Annotated in this window: 18 protein-coding genes; 8 read left to right on the top strand and 10 right to left on the bottom strand. The window is 65.6% G+C overall.

From position 1 onward, the window contains the following. Positions 1-76 precede the first annotated feature (76 nt). Both BI327_RS31670 and BI327_RS31665 read left to right on the top strand, forming a co-directional pair. Entirely contained in the window at positions 77-814 is a 738-nt protein-coding gene (locus tag BI327_RS31670) for a sulfite exporter TauE/SafE family protein (RefSeq protein WP_076865501.1), read from the top strand. A gap of 36 nt (positions 815-850) precedes the next feature. Beyond that, entirely contained in the window at positions 851-1,528 is a 678-nt protein-coding gene (locus tag BI327_RS31665; RefSeq protein WP_076865184.1) for a DsbA family protein, read from the top strand. 19 nt (positions 1,529-1,547) lie between these two features. Here BI327_RS31665 and BI327_RS31660 read toward each other — a convergent pair whose 3' ends face one another. Then, positions 1,548-2,150, bottom strand: a complete 603-nt coding sequence (locus BI327_RS31660) for a CGNR zinc finger domain-containing protein (protein ID WP_076865182.1) — start codon at positions 2,148-2,150, stop codon at positions 1,548-1,550. 74 nt (positions 2,151-2,224) lie between these two features. On the opposite strand from BI327_RS31660, the gene BI327_RS31655 reads away from it, so the two are divergent. Together BI327_RS31655 and BI327_RS31650 are read left to right on the top strand one after the other, a co-directional pair. Next, positions 2,225-2,902, top strand: coding sequence for an AzlC family ABC transporter permease (locus BI327_RS31655; protein WP_076865180.1), 678 nt, complete (start codon positions 2,225-2,227; stop codon positions 2,900-2,902). Continuing rightward, on the top strand, positions 2,895-3,197 hold the full coding sequence (locus BI327_RS31650) for an AzlD domain-containing protein (protein WP_076865179.1): 303 nt from the start codon (positions 2,895-2,897) through the stop codon (positions 3,195-3,197). The genes BI327_RS31655 and BI327_RS31650 overlap by 8 nt, the downstream gene beginning before the upstream one ends. Positions 3,198-3,207: 10 nt before the next feature. On the opposite strand, the gene BI327_RS31645 is transcribed toward BI327_RS31650, so the two are convergent. Both BI327_RS31645 and BI327_RS31640 read right to left on the bottom strand, forming a co-directional pair. Further along, a complete protein-coding gene (locus tag BI327_RS31645) occupies positions 3,208-3,414 on the bottom strand; it encodes a hypothetical protein (protein WP_076865500.1) in 207 nt (68 codons plus the stop codon). A gap of 62 nt (positions 3,415-3,476) precedes the next feature. Then, positions 3,477-4,364, bottom strand: coding sequence for a LysR family transcriptional regulator (locus BI327_RS31640; protein WP_076865177.1), 888 nt, complete (start codon positions 4,362-4,364; stop codon positions 3,477-3,479). 118 nt (positions 4,365-4,482) lie between these two features. Here BI327_RS31640 and BI327_RS31635 point away from each other — a divergent pair, with 118 nt between their 5' ends. Both BI327_RS31635 and BI327_RS31630 read left to right on the top strand, forming a co-directional pair. Then, the gene (locus tag BI327_RS31635) at positions 4,483-5,223 is read left to right on the top strand and encodes an SDR family oxidoreductase (RefSeq protein ID WP_076865175.1); all 741 of its coding nucleotides are present in this window, start codon (positions 4,483-4,485) and stop codon (positions 5,221-5,223) included. 56 nt (positions 5,224-5,279) lie between these two features. Continuing rightward, positions 5,280-6,179 carry an SDR family oxidoreductase gene (locus tag BI327_RS31630; protein ID WP_076865173.1) on the top strand — a complete coding sequence of 300 codons (900 nt, stop codon included), beginning with the start codon at positions 5,280-5,282 and terminating at the stop codon, positions 6,177-6,179. A gap of 192 nt (positions 6,180-6,371) precedes the next feature. Here the strand turns inward: BI327_RS31630 and BI327_RS31625 are convergent, their stop codons facing one another. The 3 genes from BI327_RS31625 to BI327_RS31615 all read right to left on the bottom strand — a co-directional run bounded on the left by BI327_RS31625 (position 6,372) and on the right by BI327_RS31615 (position 10,200). After that, entirely contained in the window at positions 6,372-7,454 is a 1,083-nt protein-coding gene (locus BI327_RS31625) for a carboxylesterase family protein (RefSeq protein ID WP_076865171.1), read from the bottom strand. 25 nt (positions 7,455-7,479) lie between these two features. Beyond that, the gene (locus BI327_RS31620; RefSeq protein WP_076865168.1) at positions 7,480-8,451 is read right to left on the bottom strand and encodes a S1C family serine protease; all 972 of its coding nucleotides are present in this window, start codon (positions 8,449-8,451) and stop codon (positions 7,480-7,482) included. Positions 8,452-8,691: 240 nt separating this feature from the next. Next, positions 8,692-10,200, bottom strand: coding sequence for an AMP-binding protein (locus tag BI327_RS31615; RefSeq protein ID WP_076865166.1), 1,509 nt, complete (start codon positions 10,198-10,200; stop codon positions 8,692-8,694). Positions 10,201-10,520: 320 nt separating this feature from the next. Between BI327_RS31615 and BI327_RS31610 the strand changes: the two genes are divergently transcribed. Then, positions 10,521-10,841, top strand: coding sequence for a PilZ domain-containing protein (locus BI327_RS31610; protein WP_076865499.1), 321 nt, complete (start codon positions 10,521-10,523; stop codon positions 10,839-10,841). Positions 10,842-10,865: 24 nt separating this feature from the next. On the opposite strand, the gene BI327_RS31605 is transcribed toward BI327_RS31610, so the two are convergent. The 3 genes from BI327_RS31605 to BI327_RS31595 form a co-directional block, all read right to left on the bottom strand. Continuing rightward, positions 10,866-12,350 (bottom strand): hypothetical protein, encoded by a 1,485-nt coding sequence (locus BI327_RS31605; protein WP_076865165.1) that lies wholly within the window; start codon positions 12,348-12,350, stop codon positions 10,866-10,868. A 246-nt stretch (positions 12,351-12,596) separates the two neighbouring features. Beyond that, complete coding sequence (locus BI327_RS41960) at positions 12,597-12,869, bottom strand: hypothetical protein (RefSeq protein ID WP_143271721.1); 273 nt, start codon at positions 12,867-12,869, stop codon at positions 12,597-12,599. Positions 12,870-13,114: 245 nt separating this feature from the next. Next, positions 13,115-14,008, bottom strand: coding sequence for a LysR family transcriptional regulator (locus tag BI327_RS31595; RefSeq protein WP_076865161.1), 894 nt, complete (start codon positions 14,006-14,008; stop codon positions 13,115-13,117). Between the two features lie 109 nt (positions 14,009-14,117). Here BI327_RS31595 and BI327_RS31590 point away from each other — a divergent pair, with 109 nt between their 5' ends. Beyond that, the gene (locus BI327_RS31590) at positions 14,118-15,110 is read left to right on the top strand and encodes an aldo/keto reductase (RefSeq protein ID WP_076865159.1); all 993 of its coding nucleotides are present in this window, start codon (positions 14,118-14,120) and stop codon (positions 15,108-15,110) included. Between the two features lie 350 nt (positions 15,111-15,460). Here BI327_RS31590 and BI327_RS31585 read toward each other — a convergent pair whose 3' ends face one another. Beyond that, complete coding sequence (locus tag BI327_RS31585) at positions 15,461-16,492, bottom strand: peptidoglycan -binding protein (RefSeq protein WP_076865157.1); 1,032 nt, start codon at positions 16,490-16,492, stop codon at positions 15,461-15,463. Positions 16,493-16,497: the final 5 nt, after the last annotated feature.

Genomic DNA, 16,497 nt, shown 5'->3' with positions numbered 1-16,497 from the left:
TGGTGCCGCCGCAAACACGAGTCTGTTCCCCTTGGTCTTCTCCGCAACTCAAAGCGTGCTCGGGCTGGCGTCCGGCATGCTGGTCGGCTTTTCGCTGGGCCTGGTCGGCGGCGGCGGGTCGATCCTTGCCGTGCCGCTGATGGTCTATGTGGTCGGTGTGCCCGAACCGCATGTCGCGATCGGCACCTCGGCGATCGCGGTCGCCGCCAACGCCGCGATCAACCTCTCCAACCACGCCCGCGGCGGCACGGTGATCTGGTCCTGCGCGCTGATCTTTGCGCTCTCGGGCATGCTCGGTGCCTTTGGGGGCTCGATCCTCGGCAAGATGCTGGAGGGGCAGAAGCTGCTCGCGCTGTTCTCGCTGGTGATGCTTGTCATCGCGGGCCTGATGCTGAAGACCCGCGCGCGGGTCGGGCTGACCGACGTCAAGATCTCGATGTCGAACATGCCCGCGATCATCGGCCTCGGATTGGCCACCGGAACCATGTCCGGCTTCTTCGGCATCGGCGGCGGCTTCCTGATCGTTCCGGCCCTGATGCTGGCGACCGGGATGCCGATCATGAACGCGGTCAGTTCCTCGCTGGTGGCCGTCACGGCCTTTGGCATGACCACGGCGCTGAGCTATGCGTGGTCCGGGCTGGTGTCGTGGGGCCTGGCAGGGCTATTCGTGGCCGGCGGCATCGCGGGCGGGCTGGTGGGCACCAACAGCGCCCGGCACCTGTCGGAACGCCGCGGCGCCCTTAATATCGTGTTTGCGACTGTGATTATCGTCGTGGCGATCTATATGCTGCTGCGTAACATCAATGTGTCCTGAACGTAGGAGGGCGAGCAGCCCTTGCGAAAGCCAGCTATGAACCATCTGACGACATCGCCCCTGATCAACGCACGCGCCAGCCGCCGTGATGCGCTCGGCCTCATCGGCGCCGGGGTCGCGCTGCTGGCCGCGGGAGGCGCCCGCGCCGAGGACGACAACGTCCTGACCGAGGAGCAGGTGCTGCGCGATCCGGATATTCCTGTCATCGGCAATGCCAAGGGCGACATCACCATCGTCGAATGGTTCGATTACAACTGCCCGTATTGCCGCAAGCTCGCGCCGGAGCTGCGCCAGGTGGTGCAGGACGACGGCAAGGTCCGCCTGGTGCTGAAGGACTGGCCGATCCTCGGGCCGGTCTCCAAGGTCGCGGCGCGGATGGCGCTGGCGGCGAAGTACCAGGACAAGTTCGAGGCCGCCCATGAGGCGATGATCTCGGTCAACTCGCGCATCACCGAGCCGCGCATCGCCGAGTTGCTGTCGGGCGCGGGCCTCGACATGGACAGGTTGAAAAAGGATCTCGACGCCAACGCCAAGGCGATCGACGCGATCCTTTCGCGCAACAACGAGCAGGCGCTGGCGTTCGGCTTCAACGGCACGCCGTCATTCATCGTCGGCAAGTACCGCGTGCCGGGCGTGCTCAGCATGGATCAGTTCGAGCAGGTGATCGCCGACGCCCGCAAGGCCAATATGGGCCGCAAGACCGAGCAGAACTAACCCGCTTGGCGTTCCTCACTCACGTGGAGCCCTTGCGCTTGGCATAGGCACGCCGCGCGCGTTCGCGATTGCCGCACACCTCGCTCGAGCACCATCTGCGGGTCCGGTTCGGGCTCTCGTCGACGAAGAACCAGCCGCAGCCGTCGGCCCCGCAGCATCCGATGCGCCCTGCGTCGTCGGACGCCAGCACGGCCGTCAGCGACCACAGCACCGGCCACAGCGGCTCCTTCACGTCGTTGCCCGCCAGCGCGTGGCGATAGGCTCGATCCTGCCGCACAAGGTCGGGTTGCCGCGGCGCCGCTGACAGCATCTGATTGACGAGACGAAGGTCCGCGCCACGGCCGCCGCGCAGCGCGTCGGAGATGGTCCAGATGTCGCGGCGCAGTTCATATGCCTTCTGCATCGCGGCCGCGGCCTCGCTGCCTGCCGAACGGGCTTTCAGCTTCCTGGTCGCGGCAAGCGGCAAGGTCCCGCGGCGTTCGCTCCAGGACAGCAGCGCCGCATAGTCCGGGATCAGCTCCTGCGGATCGTCCGAGGTGCGCCAGTCCAGCGTGTTCGCGAAGTCAAGGCAGACCCGTCCACCGAAGAACTGCGTCTCTGCCCGCGCGGGATCTCTTGACATCACGGCCTCTCACAAAGTCTAATATAATGGTCATGACCATTACAAGTGCCCGGCTCCCGCCACATGCCCCTGCGATGACGGCCGCCGGATTCAGGCGGGGCCTGGTCGCGGCGCTGCCCTTCCTGCTCAGCAACGGCGCCGCCGGCCTCGTGATGGGACTGACCTACAAGGGGCTTGGCTTGGGGGCGGCGCACGCGATTCTGTTCAGCCTGCTGGTCTACTCCGCCACGGCACAGGCGATCACGCTGGGCATGTGGGCTCATCCGCTGCCGGTCATCACCATGGTCGTCGCCTGCATCGCCACGAATTCGCGATACTTACTGATGGGCGCGCATCTGCGCCAGTTGTTTGGCGGACTGGCGCCCCGGAAGATGCTGCCCACCCTGTTCCTGCTGGCGGATGCGTCGTGGCTGATGACGAATTCGGACGCGGACCGCAACGGGCCTGACGCCGGCTACCTGCTCGGATCGAGCATCCCCATGGCGGTCGGCTGGGTTGGCGGCACCGCGCTCGCCTATGCCGCGCCGCTCGCGGCAAACGAACCGCTCAGGCTCGCCGCCGCGTTGCTGCCGACGATGTTCATCGCCACTCTGCTTCCCAGCCAGTGGAAGACCGCGAGATCGCCATGGCCGTGGCTGACCTCGGCCATCGCAGCGTTGCTCGTTGCCCGGTTCGTGGATCCGAGCTGGTCGATGCTGATCGGAGGCGGATGCGGCACGCTCGTGAGCATGATGGAGCGGACCGATGCATGACCTCGAGGTGCTCGGCGTCATCTGCATCCTCGGCGTTACATGCTACGCCATGCGCGCCGGCGGATACGTCCTCGCCGCAACGATGCGCGACGACGGCATCGCCGCGCGGTTCCTGCGGCTCGCGCCCGGCAATCTCTTCATCGCATTCATCGTCGGCGGCTGCCTGTCAGGCGGGCCGGCAGGTCTCGTCGGGACCATGGTCGCGCTGGTGACCATGGCGATCACGGCGAGAGAGTGGGCCGCGCTGGGTGCCGGATTCGCCGCAGCCCTGGCGGCGTCGATGGTCGGATTGTGAACGTCGGTCGTTACTTCGACGCGATCTTGTCCCACTGCTCGCGGGTGCGGGTCTTCAGCAGGTTCCAGTCATGCGCCGCCACGTCCCAATTGACGATGGTGCGCGTATCCTGCGCCACCTCGCCATTGGCCACGCTCGACGTTCGCATCGAATCGTAGACATACACGCCGCATATCAGCAGCAGCGCGCCCAAAATCATGCCGAAAAACGTTCGCATCGCATATCCCTCCGGTGTCGGCGGGATAACGTCGTGGGGTTCGCCGCGGTTCCGGCGCTCGATCAACTGCGCGCGAACACCCGCATCACATAATCGATGAACACACGCACGCGCGGCGAAAGCTGGCGGTTGCGGGGATAGAGCAGGTTCACCGGCACCGATGGCGGCGGGCATTGCTGCAGCACCGGAACGAGCGTGCCGTTGGCGAGATCGGTCTCGGCGTGGAAGCGCGGCACCTGCACCAGGCCGAGGCCGAGCTTGGCGCTCGCGAGATAACTCTCGGGGCCTGTCACTGCCATCGGCGCGGGCAGCGGAAACTGTTTCAGCTCACCGTCGATCACGAACTCCATCGGGCGCAGGCGTCCTGTCGTCAGCGAGCGAATGCCGATCATGCGATGGCCTTCGAGCGCGAACGGATCGGTCGGCACACCGAAGCGCGCGAAATAGTCGGGCGTGGCGCAAGTCAATCGCTCCAGCATCGTCACCTGCCGCGCGATCATGTCGCTGTCGGGCAGACGGCCGAAGCGGAGCACGCAGTCGACGCCTTCGCGGATCAGGTCGATGAAGCGATCGCTCTCGCTCATGTTGATTTCGATGTCGGGATACTCAGCGAGGAAGCCCGGCAGGTTCGGTAGCAGGAAGTGCCGCGCCAGCGTGCCTTGCACCTCGAGCCGCAACAGCCCCTTCGGCCGCGCGCCGCCGAATGCGCCCTCGGCGTCCTCGAGATCTGCGATCAGCGACAGGCAGCGGCGGTAGTGCGCCTCGCCGTCAAGCGTCGGGCGCACCGTGCGCGTGGTGCGCTCGAGCAGCCGCACGCCGAGCCGCGCCTCCAGCCCCTTCACCGCGTCGGTCACCGTCGAGCGCGGCAGGCCGAGGTCGTCGGCGGCCAGCGAAAAGCTGCGCCGCTCGACCACCCGGGTGAACACGCGCATCGCATCGAAGCGGTCCATATTGTCCGAAATTTACGAATAGTGATGCCAGAAGATGCCTGATTATCCGGTCAATGCCAAGGCGTAGCGTCTTCCCATCGAACGCGGCACTAGCCGCTCAACTGATGGGAGACTGAAAATGACCAACCAAACCAACAAGGTAGCGCTGGTGACGGGTGCCTCGCGCGGGATTGGCGCGGCGGTTGCCGAACGCCTCGCCAAGGACGGCTTCACCGTCGTCATCAACTATTCCGGCGACGCCAAGCCGGCCCAGGCGGTGGCCGACCGGATCGAGGCCGCCGGCGGCCGGGCGCTGACCGCGAAGGCCGATGTCAGCGACCCCAACGCGGTGCGCGGCATGTTCGACGCGGCGGAAGCGGCTTTCGGCGGCGTCGATGTGCTGGTCAACAACGCCGGCATCATGAAGCTCGGCAAGATCGCCGACAGCGACGATGCAGCCTTCGACCAGCAGGTCGCGGTCAACCTGAAGGGCAGCTTCAACACCATGCGCGAGGCGGCACGGCGGCTGCGCAACGGCGGACGTATCGTCAATTTCTCGACCAGCGTCGTCGGCACAAGGCTCGAGACCTACGGCATCTATGTCGCGACCAAGGCGGCGATCGAGTCGCTGACTGCGATCCTGTCCAAGGAATTGCGCGGCCGCGGCATCACCGTGAATGCGGTCGCGCCGGGCCCGACCGCGACCGATCTGTTTCTGCACGGCAAGTCGGACGAGCTGATCGACCGCTTCGCCAAGATGGTCCCGCTGGAGCGGCTCGGCACGCCCGACGACATCGCTTCCGCCGTGTCGTTCCTCGCCGGTCCCGACGGCTCCTGGATCAACGGCCAGACCCTGCGCGCCAATGGCGGCCTGGTCTGACGCCCTCGCACCTTCAACCCAACTCCCGTTCAACTCCACTTCAAAGGATATGTGTCATGAAACAGGTCATCGTCATCACCGGCGCGTCGAGCGGCTTCGGCCGCCTCACCGCCAATGCGCTCGCCAAGGCCGGCCACATTGTCTACGCCTCGATGCGCCACACCACCGGCCGCAACGCCGCGGCGGTCGCCGATATCGAGGAGTTCGCTCGCGACAACAAGGTCGATCTGCGCTCGCTCGAGCTCGATGTCGGCTCGCAGGCGTCGGTCGATAAAGCGATTGCGCAGATCGTCGCCGAGGAGGGCCGCCTCGACGTCGTGATGCACAATGCCGGCCACATGGTGTTTGGTCCGGCGGAGGCGTTCACGCCGGAGCAGCTTGCCGAGCTCTACGACGTCAACGTGCTCTCGACCCAGCGCGTCAATCGCGCGGCGCTGCCGCAGCTGCGCAAGCAGGGCAGGGGGCTTGTGGTCTGGGTGTCGAGCAGCTCTTCAGCCGGCGGCACGCCGCCCTATCTCGCGCCGTATTTCGCGGCGAAGGCCGGCATGGACGCGATGGCGGTGATCTATGCCCGCGAGCTCGCGCGCTGGGGCATCGAGACCTCGATCATCGTGCCGGGTGCCTTCACCGGCGGCACCAATCACTTCGCGCATTCCGGCCGTCCCGCCGACGAGGCCCGCGTCGCCGAATATGAAGCCGGTCCCTATGCCGGTTTCGGCGACGAGATCATGAAGGCGTTCGCGGCGATCGTGCCCGAGGATGCCGATGCGTCGCTGGTCGCGGACGCGATCGTCGAGGTGGTCGGCACGCCGTTCGGTAAGCGGCCGTTCCGTGTCCACATCGATCCGACTCAGGACGGTGCCGAAGTGGCATTCGGCGTGATCGACCGGGTCCGCAACGAGATGCTGCACCGGGTCGGCTTTTCCGACCTGCTCAAGCCGCGGGTGAACAAGTAGCGGGGTGCATTCTGTCCACGCCAACGTCGAAAATCGTACCACGCGCATGATCCATCACCGTCATCCTGAGGTGCGAACGGAGTGAGCCTCGAAGGATGCATGGCCCCGATGCGGCCACACGGCCGCAGCGGGGCCGTCGACCCTTCGAGACGCGCTTCGCGCTCCTCAGGGTGACGGGGAGAGAGGGGCGCATCACGCCCCGGCGGCCAACTCGCCGTTCAGCCAGCGAAAAATCTCCGCATTGATCTCGCGCGGATAGGTGTGGCTGAGATCGTCGATCTCGCGATAGGTCACCCTGGCGCCGGCGGCCGACAGCAGGCCCTGGGTCTGCCGCGCGGTCTGCACCGGGAACATCCAGTCGAGCTTGCCGTGGGTGATGAAGATCGGCAAGCCGCGCAGCCGTTCCGCATCGGCCATCTCGGCCATCAGCGGATGGAACGTCGCCGCGACCGGCGCCAGATGCGTGAAGCGCGAGGCACCGTCGAGCCCGCTCACATAGCTGAACGTGCCGCCGTCGCTCATCCCGGTCAAAAGCATGCGCGTCTCGTCGATCTTCCAGCGCGCGCGTACCTCGTCGAGAATGCGGTTGAGGTTCGGCGTGTCGCTGTCCTCGCCCATCAGCGCCCAGGTCTGGCCGGTCGCGGTCGGCGCCACGAGGATCGCGCCGCGGCTGCGCGCATCGCGCAGCCAGCTCCACAGGAAGCAGCGGCCGTTGCCGCTGCCGCCGTGCAGCGCCATCACCAGCGGCCAGGTGCGATCCGGCGTGTAATATTCCGGCACATACATCGAGAAGCCGCCGCGGCTGCCCGGTTCGTTGCGTTCATGGAAGATGCCGGTGTCGGCGTTGGGCGTAGCCGCGAGCTTCGCCTGAAGGTCGGCGTCCTCGCGCAGATCGGGCACGATGAAGAAGCCGCTGACCGGCGGCAGCTCGGTCAAGGGATACAGCGCTTCTTGCGCCCTTGGCAGATAGCGCAGCGCGCGGAACACGCTGACCAGATCGCCCTCACCATTCTGCACCGCGCGTAAGCCCGCATAGCCTGCCAGTGCCGGTTCGATCGCAGCCTCCAGCGCGGTCTTGATGTGCGCGAATTTTTCCGGCCAGCCGGCCAGTCGCGGCCGTGCCGCCTGCAACGCCTCCTCGGGTTCGCCGGCGATCTGCATCACGCGGTCGAAGTCCGGCGGATTGAGGTTGCGCGCGACAAAGGACAGCGATTCCAGCGTCTGCAACAATGGCGGCAGCACGGCCACGATGTCGTCAACCACGGCCTCGCTCATCGCTGCTGCCTCTTCCATTTTTGCTCTAGTGCAGCCGCGGCGCCTTCAACAGCTTCATGCGGTCGATCGAGGTGAGCGTGACGTCGAAGGTGACGCCCTCGTGGTAGACGGTCAGCGGCACGTCGACGCCGGCCGCGCCGAGCGACCAGAGCTTGCGATAGAAGCCGGTCTGGCTCGTCACCTTGTCGCCGTCGACCGCGAGGATCACGTCGCCGGTCTTCAATTCGGCGCGCGCCGCCGGTCCCTTGCTGGCGACGCCGACCACGACGAGGCGGTTGTCGATCTCGGTCGTGTACATGCCGAGCCATGGCCGTGCCGGCTTGTCGACGCGGCCGAACCTGCGCAGGTCATTCAGCACCGGCTTGAGCAGATCGATCGGCACGATCATGTTGACATGCTCGGCGCGTCCGGTGCGCTCGCGCTCGAGCTGCAACGAGCCGATGCCGATCAGCTCGCCGGCATTGTTGATCAGCCCGGTGCCGCCCCAGTTCGGGTGCGACGGATAGGTGAAGATCGCCTCGTCGAGCAGATATTCCCAGTAGCCGGCGAATTCCTGCTTCGCCGCGATCTGGCTTGCCACCGATCGCGTGCGGCCGCCGGCGCCGCCGAGCACCACATTGTCGCCGACCTGCGTCGCCGCCGACGAGCCGATCGGCAGCGGATCGATGTCGAGCCTGCCGAGCGCCTGCACCAGGCCGAAGCCGGATTCGAAATCGAAGCCGAGCGCGTGGCCCTCGACCGCGCGGCCGTCGCCGAGATGCAGCCATACCGTGGCGGCCTCGGTGATCAGATAGCCGATCGTCAGCACCAGCCCGTCGTCGATCAGCACGCCGTTGCCGGTGCGCTCGGTGCCGAGCGTCTCGGCGCTGAAGGCATCAGGCGGAATGATCGAATGCAGCCCGACCACGCTCATCAGTGCACGATCGAGGTCATAGCGATAATCCTCGGGGCGGGGCTGAAAGGCCGCTGGCACTTTCCATTCGGTCGTGGAGGGCATCTGGGATCTCCTGGCGTGCAGCGTGCTGGAACCTCATGGTAATCAGAGGTTCTGCCGGCAGGGAAGGTGGAATGATATACCCTGCGCGGCGGCCTGCACAGCTCATCTGGCGTGCAGACCTGCCCCTCGCAAGTCAAATTGAACCTATTCGCTTCTGAAGCGCGATGAGATTTCTCATCGCGCCTTAGTTCCTTGTTCGGGCATGATGTTTTTCGGAAAACCGCTTCGTACTTTTCCGGATCATGCCTTCGCGCGCGTCGGCATGATGCGGAAGGCGCGGTTGTCCTTGATCCACGCGGCGCGCTCGTCGCGCAGCATGGTACGGCGGACCTTTCCGGAATCATCGCGCGGCGCGGTGCCGACGCGCTCGAAACTTTCCGGATGCTTGTAGCGGCTCAGCCGGTCCTTGAGGAAATCGCCCATGCCGTCGGCGATCGCTTGCGCATCGGCGTCGTCGGCGAGTTCGAGGATCGCATGCACGCGCTGGCCGAATTCGGGATCGGGCAATCCGACCACGACGCAGGAGCGAACCTCGGGATGCTCGCTGACCGCGGCCTCGACCTCGGCAGGATAGATGTTGGCGCCGCCGCGCAGCACCATGTCGGCGAGCCGGTCGCCGAGATAGAGATAGCCCTCTTCATCGAGCCGGCCGATATCGCCGAGCGATTCCCAGCCGTCGGCCCGCCGCTTCGGCGTGGCGCCGAGATAGTGATAGGTGGAGCCGGCGCCGTCATTCGGCAGGAAGTAGATCTCGCCGGTCTCGCCCGGCGCGACGTCGTTGCCGTCCTCGCCGATGATGCGCAAGCGCGCGGTCTCGCCGATCCTGCCGACCGAGCCCTTGTGCGCCATCCATTCGACCCCCGAGATCACGCAGGCGCCCTGCCGCTCGGTGCCGCCATAGAGCTCCCACACCCGCTCCGGCCCGAGCCATTCGATCCACTTCTCCTTCAGCCAGGGCGGCATCGGGGCTGCCATGTGAAACACGATCTGCAGGCTGGAGACGTCGTAGCGGTTGCGCACCTCCTCGGGCAGCGCCCAGATCCGGTGCATCATGGTCGGCACGAAGTTGACCCATTGCACGCGCTCGCGCTCGATCAGCCGCAGCGTCTCCTCGGCGTCGAACTTCACCATGCCGGTCAGCCGCCCGCCGCCGAACAGCGCCGAGTGCGCCAGGATGAACGGCGCGTTGTGATAGAGCGGGCCCGGGTTGAGCAGCGATGCCTCGTGGGGAATTCCGAGCATCAGCGGCGTCGTGGTTTCGATCACGGCGGGGTTGTGATCGAGGATCACCTTCGGCCGTCCGGTCGAGCCGCCGCTCGTCATCGCCTTCCAGTAGCGCGCGACCGGTGGATCGAGCGGCTCCTCGGAATATCCCTCCGGCACGAAATTCACCGGCAGCGAATTCGGCGCATTCCAGTCGGCCTCGCCGCCGACCACCAGCGACGGCTTCAGGATCTCGAGCACCGCTGCGGCCTCGCCGCGCGGCAGCCGCCACGACAGCGAGGTTGGCGTCGCGCCGCATTTCCACACTGCGAAACTGGTCTCGAAGAATGCGTTGCTGTTGGGCAGCCCGATCGCGACGAAGTCGCCCGGCTTGACGCCCTTGGCGGCGAAGGCGCGCGCCCGCGCATTGGCGCGGCGTTCGAGCTGCTGCCAGGTCAGCGTATCCGCGCCGTGACTGATGGCGATCGCATCCGCGGGCTTGCGTTCGGCATACCAGCGCGGCACGTCGGCGAGGGGGAGAAGCATGGGTCGTTTCCGTCTGGAAGGGGCGGCTTGAAGCGCTCTTGTTGCAGGGATGCGGCCGAAGCCACGGCCGCCACTTCACCAACAGTGCGGTCGCGGTGTCAAGGTCCGGAACGCCAACGCAGCCGGTATCCCGCTGATGGAATTGTAGAATCCCCGTTTGCTAAAAGCCCCGTCAAGATTCCGGTAAAGTTCAAGCGATCGCGCTAAGCCGGACTTTACGGGGCGTGTCCATTGTGGCCCGTGCGGTTATGTGCCGGGCGCGTCGATCGACCTGCGCGGTCTCCACATTTTCAATGACCAATGTCTTCAAGGACGAGACGATGGCGAGCAACGGAGCACGGATCAAGGTCAGTCGCGAGCCGCGGCGGCAGCTCAACAACCGTGCGGCGTGGATCACGATCGATGACGGCGTGACCGAGAACGCCTGCGCCGTGATCGACATCTCGCCCGGCGGCGCCAAGATCACGACCGAAGTCGAGTTCGAGGTGAAGGATCGCCTTGCGCTGACGCTGCTTGCCGATCATGCCAAGCGCTATCCTTGCGAGGTGGTCTGGCGCCGCGGCAAGACCTACGGGCTCAAATTCATCACTGCGGAAGCCGAGCCGGACGAACCAGCCGCCGAGCCCGCCGGCGCGGTGTAGCCGCAAGGCTCGACGCGGGCCGCGTCAGTGCTTCACGTAAATCACCTCATCCGTTCCCGCGTACTCCTCGGTCCACCCTCGCTTGTCGACGAGGTACCGCCTCAGAGGTTCGTGCACCTTCACCCAGAGCACCGTGTCGATCTTGTATTTGTCGAGCACGGCGTCCCAGGCGGTCTCATCGATCTCCCATTTGATCAGACTGAAATAGTCGCGCAGCAGCTCGTCCGGATAGGCGGTGGCCGACCGGCCATCGATGAACACGGGCACCGTGCCCCGCGTGTAGAAGATCAAGAGTCCGCCGACGTTCCAGTGGTTCAGAAGCCGTGCATGCGGATAATGGGTTTGAAGATAGCGCGCATCCTGCTCTGACAGCAGTTGCGGAAGCGCAAGCGCCGGCCTGACATACATCAGCGTGAGCGGCAGGGCGCACATTCCGACGATGCCCGCGACCGACAGCCAGCGTTGGGCCTTGAGCTCATTCAGCTGTTTGGGCAGCAGCCGGTCGATGTGAAGCGCCAGCGGCACCGTCGCGAACATGAAGAAGAACGACATGTACCGGTATTGATAGAATCCCAGCAACAGGAACAGCCAGGACAGCAGCCGCGACTCCAGCGGTGCGCGCGATGAAAGCGGGTGGCGGAGCTCGAACGCGACAAATAGCGCGATATAGACGATGCCCGGAATGCTGCCGGGCATCATGAAGTTCGCGGAATAGGACCACCACTCGGTGATATGCGCCTGCGCGAAGTGGCCCAGCGTGGTAGCGACGCCGTCGTAGATGTGCCAGCCGAGCGGATTGACGAGGACGGCGACAAGGCAGCCGGCTGCCGCGAAGCCATAGATCCTGAGACCCGCCCAGTCGCGCCTGAGCATGCACGTGGCGCCAAAAATGCCGATGATGGGAAACCCGAGCATGAAGCCGCCATGCAGATTGGCCCAGAGGACCATCATCACGGGCAGCAGGTACCATCGCGTTCTCTTCAAGCACTCCGCGTAGAAGATCACGCAGAACAGCATGGTGCAGGTGTTTGGCGAGGCGGAGAGGTACGAATTCGGGGCGGTCACGAACGCGGGGTAGAGCAGGCAGGCGGAGAGAACCGAAATGCCGGCCGCGAGTGTCGAGGCGCCGCTGTTCAGCGTGATCGACGTCAGGTATCCGGCGATCACGGCGCCACATGCAACGACCGCCAATGTGAGGCCGGCATATCCCGTGTACTGAAACAGCACGCTGGCGATCACGTCCCAGAGCCAGGAGAGATTATACCACTGCCTGTCTCCGAGCGTGAATGACCAGGGATCCTGGAAGGGGACGTTGCCGCGGTCCCTGATCAGGTCGCCGGCGGCGAGGTGCCATCCCAGATCAAGGTGGCCAAGCAGGATCGGCCCGTTGGCCAGGTAGTACACGGATGCGAATGCGATCACGAAGAGATGGACGCCGAACTTCGCGAGCGTGATCGTTCCTGGTCCTCTATTGAGCTTGGTGCCGTTCCAAGCCGCCAGCGCGTCCATCAATGAGCCCCACGATCAAGGCGAGTGGCCAACCAATCGAGGCTTTAGGACACACCCGCTAAGGTCGCGTTAATGGCGGTAGCGCGATTCGATGGAGACGTTTTGGCCGCGGCTCCCGTATGGAACTTGCGAGCATCGCGGCGCTCGCGCAACCCTATCGGCTCTCCATGGCATTTGCTGCGGCCGCAGAAACCCAGGTGAACACGTCGCGGATTGCTCACGCGAGCGCGCAGCTGCCCGATGAGGTCAGCGTCCCGTCGGATTATTGGCATTGCCGCTCGTGCTCACCGAACTCCCGGGAAGAGCCGGTGCCGCACTACCGCCGCCAACGCCGGAGATCGGTGCGACGCGCTGGCCGGACTGGGTCGGCAGCGCGGTTCCGCCGACACCATTCGATGGAGCGGCGCGGTCGCCGGGCCTGGGCGGCAGAGGCGAGCCGCCGCTGGCCTGTGCGAGCAACTGGGCCGGTGCGAGCATGAGGCCGGCTACGACGATGATGGCTATTCTGGTCTTGAGCATGTGCTGTTCCGAGATGGTGCGAGGCCGGAGCGGTATGCACGATCGCGATGGAGACGAGACGTCCGCCAAGCCCGCGAGATTACGTATGCAATATATAATATGTAACGTCATCTGCATCGGCAGCGTTCCGGAAGCTGCCACCATGGCGAAGCAATTATCCGTGTGATTGCCCATCGCCGACGATCGCGGAGCTTCGCCTCGAGCGAGAGGACTTTGGGCATCGTCAGGCGGGCTGCGGTCCACGATCAGCCGCGGTAGCGCAGCGCGTCGACCAGCAGCACAAAGGCGGGTGAGGACTGCCGCCGGCTCGGGTAATAGAGGTGATAGCCGGGAAACGGCGCGCACCAGTCGTCGAGCACCTGAATCAACTGTCCCTTGGCGATCTGCGCGCGCACCTGGTCCTCGGAGACATAGGCGAGCCCGAGGCCGGCCAGCGCCGCCTTGATCCGCAATGTGGTGCTGTTGAACACCAATTGTCCGTCGACGCGGACCTTGAGCGGGCGGCCGCGCCGCTCGAATTCCCAGGCATAGATGCCGCCGTGGGTCGGCAGGCGAATGTTGATGCAGGCATGCTGGGTCAGGTCCTGCGGCCGTTTCGGGCGCTCGCACCGCTTGAAGTAGGCCGGCGCGCCGACCACGACCATGCGGAAATCCGGTCCGATCCGTACCGCGATCATGTCCTTTGCGAGCTGTTCGCCGAGGCGAACGCCGGCGTCAAAACGCTCCGCGACGATGTTGGCGAGCCCGTTGTCGACGCTCAGCTCCACCTTGATGTCGGGATAGCGCGGCAGGAATTCGGCCAGCGCCGGCCACAGGATCGTCTCGGCCGCGTGCTCGCCGGCGTTGATGCGGATGGTGCCGGCGGGCTTCTCGCGCAAGGCGCTCAGCGCTGATAGCTCGGCCTCGATCTCCTCGAAGCGCGGGCCGATGCCCTCCAGCAGCCGTTCGCCGGCCGCGGTCGGCGCGACGCTGCGCGTGGTGCGGGTCAGGAGCCGGACGCCCAGCCGCTCCTCGAGCGCGCGCATGGTGTGGCTGAGCGCCGATTGCGACACGCCGAGCCTTGCTGCCGCGCGGGTGAAGCTGCGGTCGCGCGCGACGGCGAGGAAGGCGATCAGGTCATTGACGTCATGCCGCGGCATTGATGAATCCAGCTCATAAGTTCATCCCGATTTTTACGTCTAATGGCCCGCCGGTGCACGTCTTAAATCCCGCAGCGACCCATTCCAGTCATCGATGCGGAGAGACATCATGCAGAAGCGCAAACTCGGCAACAGCAACCTCGAGGTTTCGGCGATCGGCCTCGGCTGCATGGGCCTCAGCTTCGCCTACGGCCCGGCACTGGAGAAGCAGCAGGGCGTTGCCCTGATCCGTGCCGCCGTCGAGCGCGGCGTCACCTTGTTCGACACCGCCGAGGTCTATGGCCCGTTCGTCAATGAGGAGCTGGTCGGCGAGGCGCTGGCGCCGGTCCGCGACCAGGTCGTGATCGCCACCAAGTTCGGCTTCGATATCGGCTCGATGGCCGAGCGGCATCGCTCGCTGAACAGCCGGCCCGAGCACATCAAGGCGGTCGCAGACGCCTCGCTGAAGCGGCTGAACGTCGACGTCATCGATCTGTTCTACCAGCACCGGGTCGATCCCGCGGTGCCGATCGAGGATGTCGCCGGCGCCGTGAAGGACCTGATCGCCGCCGGCAAGGTCCGCCATTTCGGCCTGTCGGAGGCCGGCGTGCAGACCATCCGCCGCGCCCACGCGGTGCAGAAGGTTACGGCCTTGCAGAGCGAATATTCGCTGTGGGAGCGCGGGGTCGAAGCGGAGATCCTGCCGCTGCTGGAAGAGCTCGGCATCGGCTTCGTACCGTATAGCCCGCTCGGCCGCGGCTTTCTCACCGGTGCGATCAGCGCGTCCACGACGTTCGCGAGCGACGACTTCCGCAACCTGGTGCCGCGCTTCACGCCGGAGGCGCGCCGCGCCAACCAGGCGCTGGTCGATCAGCTCGGCCAGATCGCCGCCGGCAAGGGCGCGACGCCGGCCCAGATCGCGCTGGCCTGGCTGCTCGCGCAGAAGCCGTGGATCGTGCCGATCCCGGGCACCACGAAGCTCGATCGGCTCGCGGAAAACATCGGCGCGGCGCGCGTCGAACTGACCGCCGCCGATCTCGCCGACATCGCCAAGGCCGTCGCCGCGGTCGAGGTGCAGGGCGCGCGCTATCCGGAGCAATTGCTCGGGATGGTTGGGCGCTGAGCACATCGGTCAATACGCGACGCGCGCGCCTGTGTCCCCAGCTACACCTGTCATCGCCCGGCTCGACCGGGCGATCCAGTACGCCGCGGCCTCTCGGCTCAATCACTGCTGTCTCTCGAATACTGGATCACCCGCTTTCGCGGTTGATGACACCGCGTTGTTTGACATCGCGAGTCGAGAACCATCCGCCGCCGTCGTCCTGGCGCAAGCCAGGACCCATTGCCCCAAATCTCGATTGTTGCGCGACGCTGGGGCCGCGATCCCGTTCATCGCCGAATGCGGTGGTTATGGGTCCCTGCTTTCGCAGGGACGACGGATGGTTAGAGCCGGAGCGGTTGACCACCGCTGCCTTACTTCTCCGTCAGCTTCAGCTCGATGCGGCGGTTGCGCTTGTAGGCGTCTTCGGTCTGTGCGGTGTCCAGCGGCTGGAATTCGGCGAAACCCGCCGCGACCAGACGCTGCGCCGGCACGCCGAGCGAGATCAGGTATTGCACGACCGAGATCGCGCGCGCCGAGGACAATTCCCAGTTCGACTTGAACAGCGGGCTGTTGGTGATCGGCCGCACGTCGGTGTGGCCGTCGACCCGCAGCACCCAGGCGATCTCGGGCGGAATCTGCTTGTCGAGGTCGATCAGCGCGTTCGCCACCGTATCGAGCTCGGTCTTGCCCTCCGGCAGCAGGGTCGCCTGGCCGGTGTCGAAGAACACTTCGGACTGGAATACGAAGCGGTCGCCGACGATGCGGATATCGGGGCGGTTGCCGAGGATCGCGCGCAGCCGACCGAAGAATTCCGAGCGATATTTCGACAGCTCCTGCACCCGCTGCGCCAGCGCGACGTTGAGGCGCTGGCCGAGGTCGGCGATGCGGTTCTGCGATTCCTTGTCGCGCTTCTCGGAGGCGTCGAGCGCCTCCTCGAGCGCCGCGAGCTGGCGCCGCAGCGCGCTGATCTGCTGGTTCAGCACCTCGATCTGCGCCAGCGCGCGCGACGACACGCCCTTCTCGGACTCCAGCGCCTTGTTGAGCTCGTTGGCGCGGCCCTGCGCGTCGTTGCCGGAATTGGCGAGCCCTTCATAGAGCCCCTTCATGCGGTCGCGCTCGCCTTCAGCGGAGGCGAGGCCGGCGCGCAACTGCGCCACCTGGTCGTCAAGCGTCAGCTTGGAGAGCTTCTCCAGCGACAAGAGGTCGTTGAGCTGGGCGATCTTGGCGGTGAGCTGCTCCAGCGCCTTGTCCTTGCCGGTGACCTCCTGCGACAGGAAGAATTGCACGACGAGGAACACCGACAGCAGGAACACGATCGAGAGCACCAGCGTCGACAGCGCGTCGACAAAGCCGGGCCAGTAGTTGAAGCCGGATTCGCTGCGGCGCGAGCGGGCGAGGGCCATGAATT

Origin of the sequence: Bradyrhizobium mercantei (assembly GCF_001982635.1) — a bacterium.
In the GTDB taxonomy this organism is placed as follows: domain Bacteria; phylum Pseudomonadota; class Alphaproteobacteria; order Rhizobiales; family Xanthobacteraceae; genus Bradyrhizobium; species Bradyrhizobium mercantei.
This window is presented reverse-complemented; position numbering and strand designations above follow the sequence as displayed.

Excerpts from the sequence above, each read along its gene's own strand:
- BI327_RS31670 (WP_076865501.1), top strand. The coding sequence starts at position 77 with ATGCTGGTCGGCTTTTCGCTGGGCCTGGTCGGCGGCGGCGGGTCGATC.
- BI327_RS31665 (WP_076865184.1), top strand. The coding sequence starts at position 851 with ATGAACCATCTGACGACATCGCCCCTGATCAACGCACGCGCCAGCCGC.
- BI327_RS31660 (WP_076865182.1), bottom strand. The coding sequence starts at position 2,150 with ATGTCAAGAGATCCCGCGCGGGCAGAGACGCAGTTCTTCGGTGGACGG.
- BI327_RS31655 (WP_076865180.1), top strand. The coding sequence starts at position 2,225 with ATGACGGCCGCCGGATTCAGGCGGGGCCTGGTCGCGGCGCTGCCCTTC.
- BI327_RS31650 (WP_076865179.1), top strand. The coding sequence starts at position 2,895 with ATGCATGACCTCGAGGTGCTCGGCGTCATCTGCATCCTCGGCGTTACA.
- BI327_RS31645 (WP_076865500.1), bottom strand. The coding sequence starts at position 3,414 with ATGCGAACGTTTTTCGGCATGATTTTGGGCGCGCTGCTGCTGATATGC.
- BI327_RS31640 (WP_076865177.1), bottom strand. The coding sequence starts at position 4,364 with ATGGACCGCTTCGATGCGATGCGCGTGTTCACCCGGGTGGTCGAGCGG.
- BI327_RS31635 (WP_076865175.1), top strand. The coding sequence starts at position 4,483 with ATGACCAACCAAACCAACAAGGTAGCGCTGGTGACGGGTGCCTCGCGC.
- BI327_RS31630 (WP_076865173.1), top strand. The coding sequence starts at position 5,280 with ATGAAACAGGTCATCGTCATCACCGGCGCGTCGAGCGGCTTCGGCCGC.
- BI327_RS31625 (WP_076865171.1), bottom strand. The coding sequence starts at position 7,454 with ATGAGCGAGGCCGTGGTTGACGACATCGTGGCCGTGCTGCCGCCATTG.
- BI327_RS31620 (WP_076865168.1), bottom strand. The coding sequence starts at position 8,451 with ATGCCCTCCACGACCGAATGGAAAGTGCCAGCGGCCTTTCAGCCCCGC.
- BI327_RS31615 (WP_076865166.1), bottom strand. The coding sequence starts at position 10,200 with ATGCTTCTCCCCCTCGCCGACGTGCCGCGCTGGTATGCCGAACGCAAG.
- BI327_RS31610 (WP_076865499.1), top strand. The coding sequence starts at position 10,521 with ATGGCGAGCAACGGAGCACGGATCAAGGTCAGTCGCGAGCCGCGGCGG.
- BI327_RS31605 (WP_076865165.1), bottom strand. The coding sequence starts at position 12,350 with ATGGACGCGCTGGCGGCTTGGAACGGCACCAAGCTCAATAGAGGACCA.
- BI327_RS41960 (WP_143271721.1), bottom strand. The coding sequence starts at position 12,869 with ATGCTCAAGACCAGAATAGCCATCATCGTCGTAGCCGGCCTCATGCTC.
- BI327_RS31595 (WP_076865161.1), bottom strand. The coding sequence starts at position 14,008 with ATGCCGCGGCATGACGTCAATGACCTGATCGCCTTCCTCGCCGTCGCG.
- BI327_RS31590 (WP_076865159.1), top strand. The coding sequence starts at position 14,118 with ATGCAGAAGCGCAAACTCGGCAACAGCAACCTCGAGGTTTCGGCGATC.
- BI327_RS31585 (WP_076865157.1), bottom strand. The coding sequence starts at position 16,492 with ATGGCCCTCGCCCGCTCGCGCCGCAGCGAATCCGGCTTCAACTACTGG.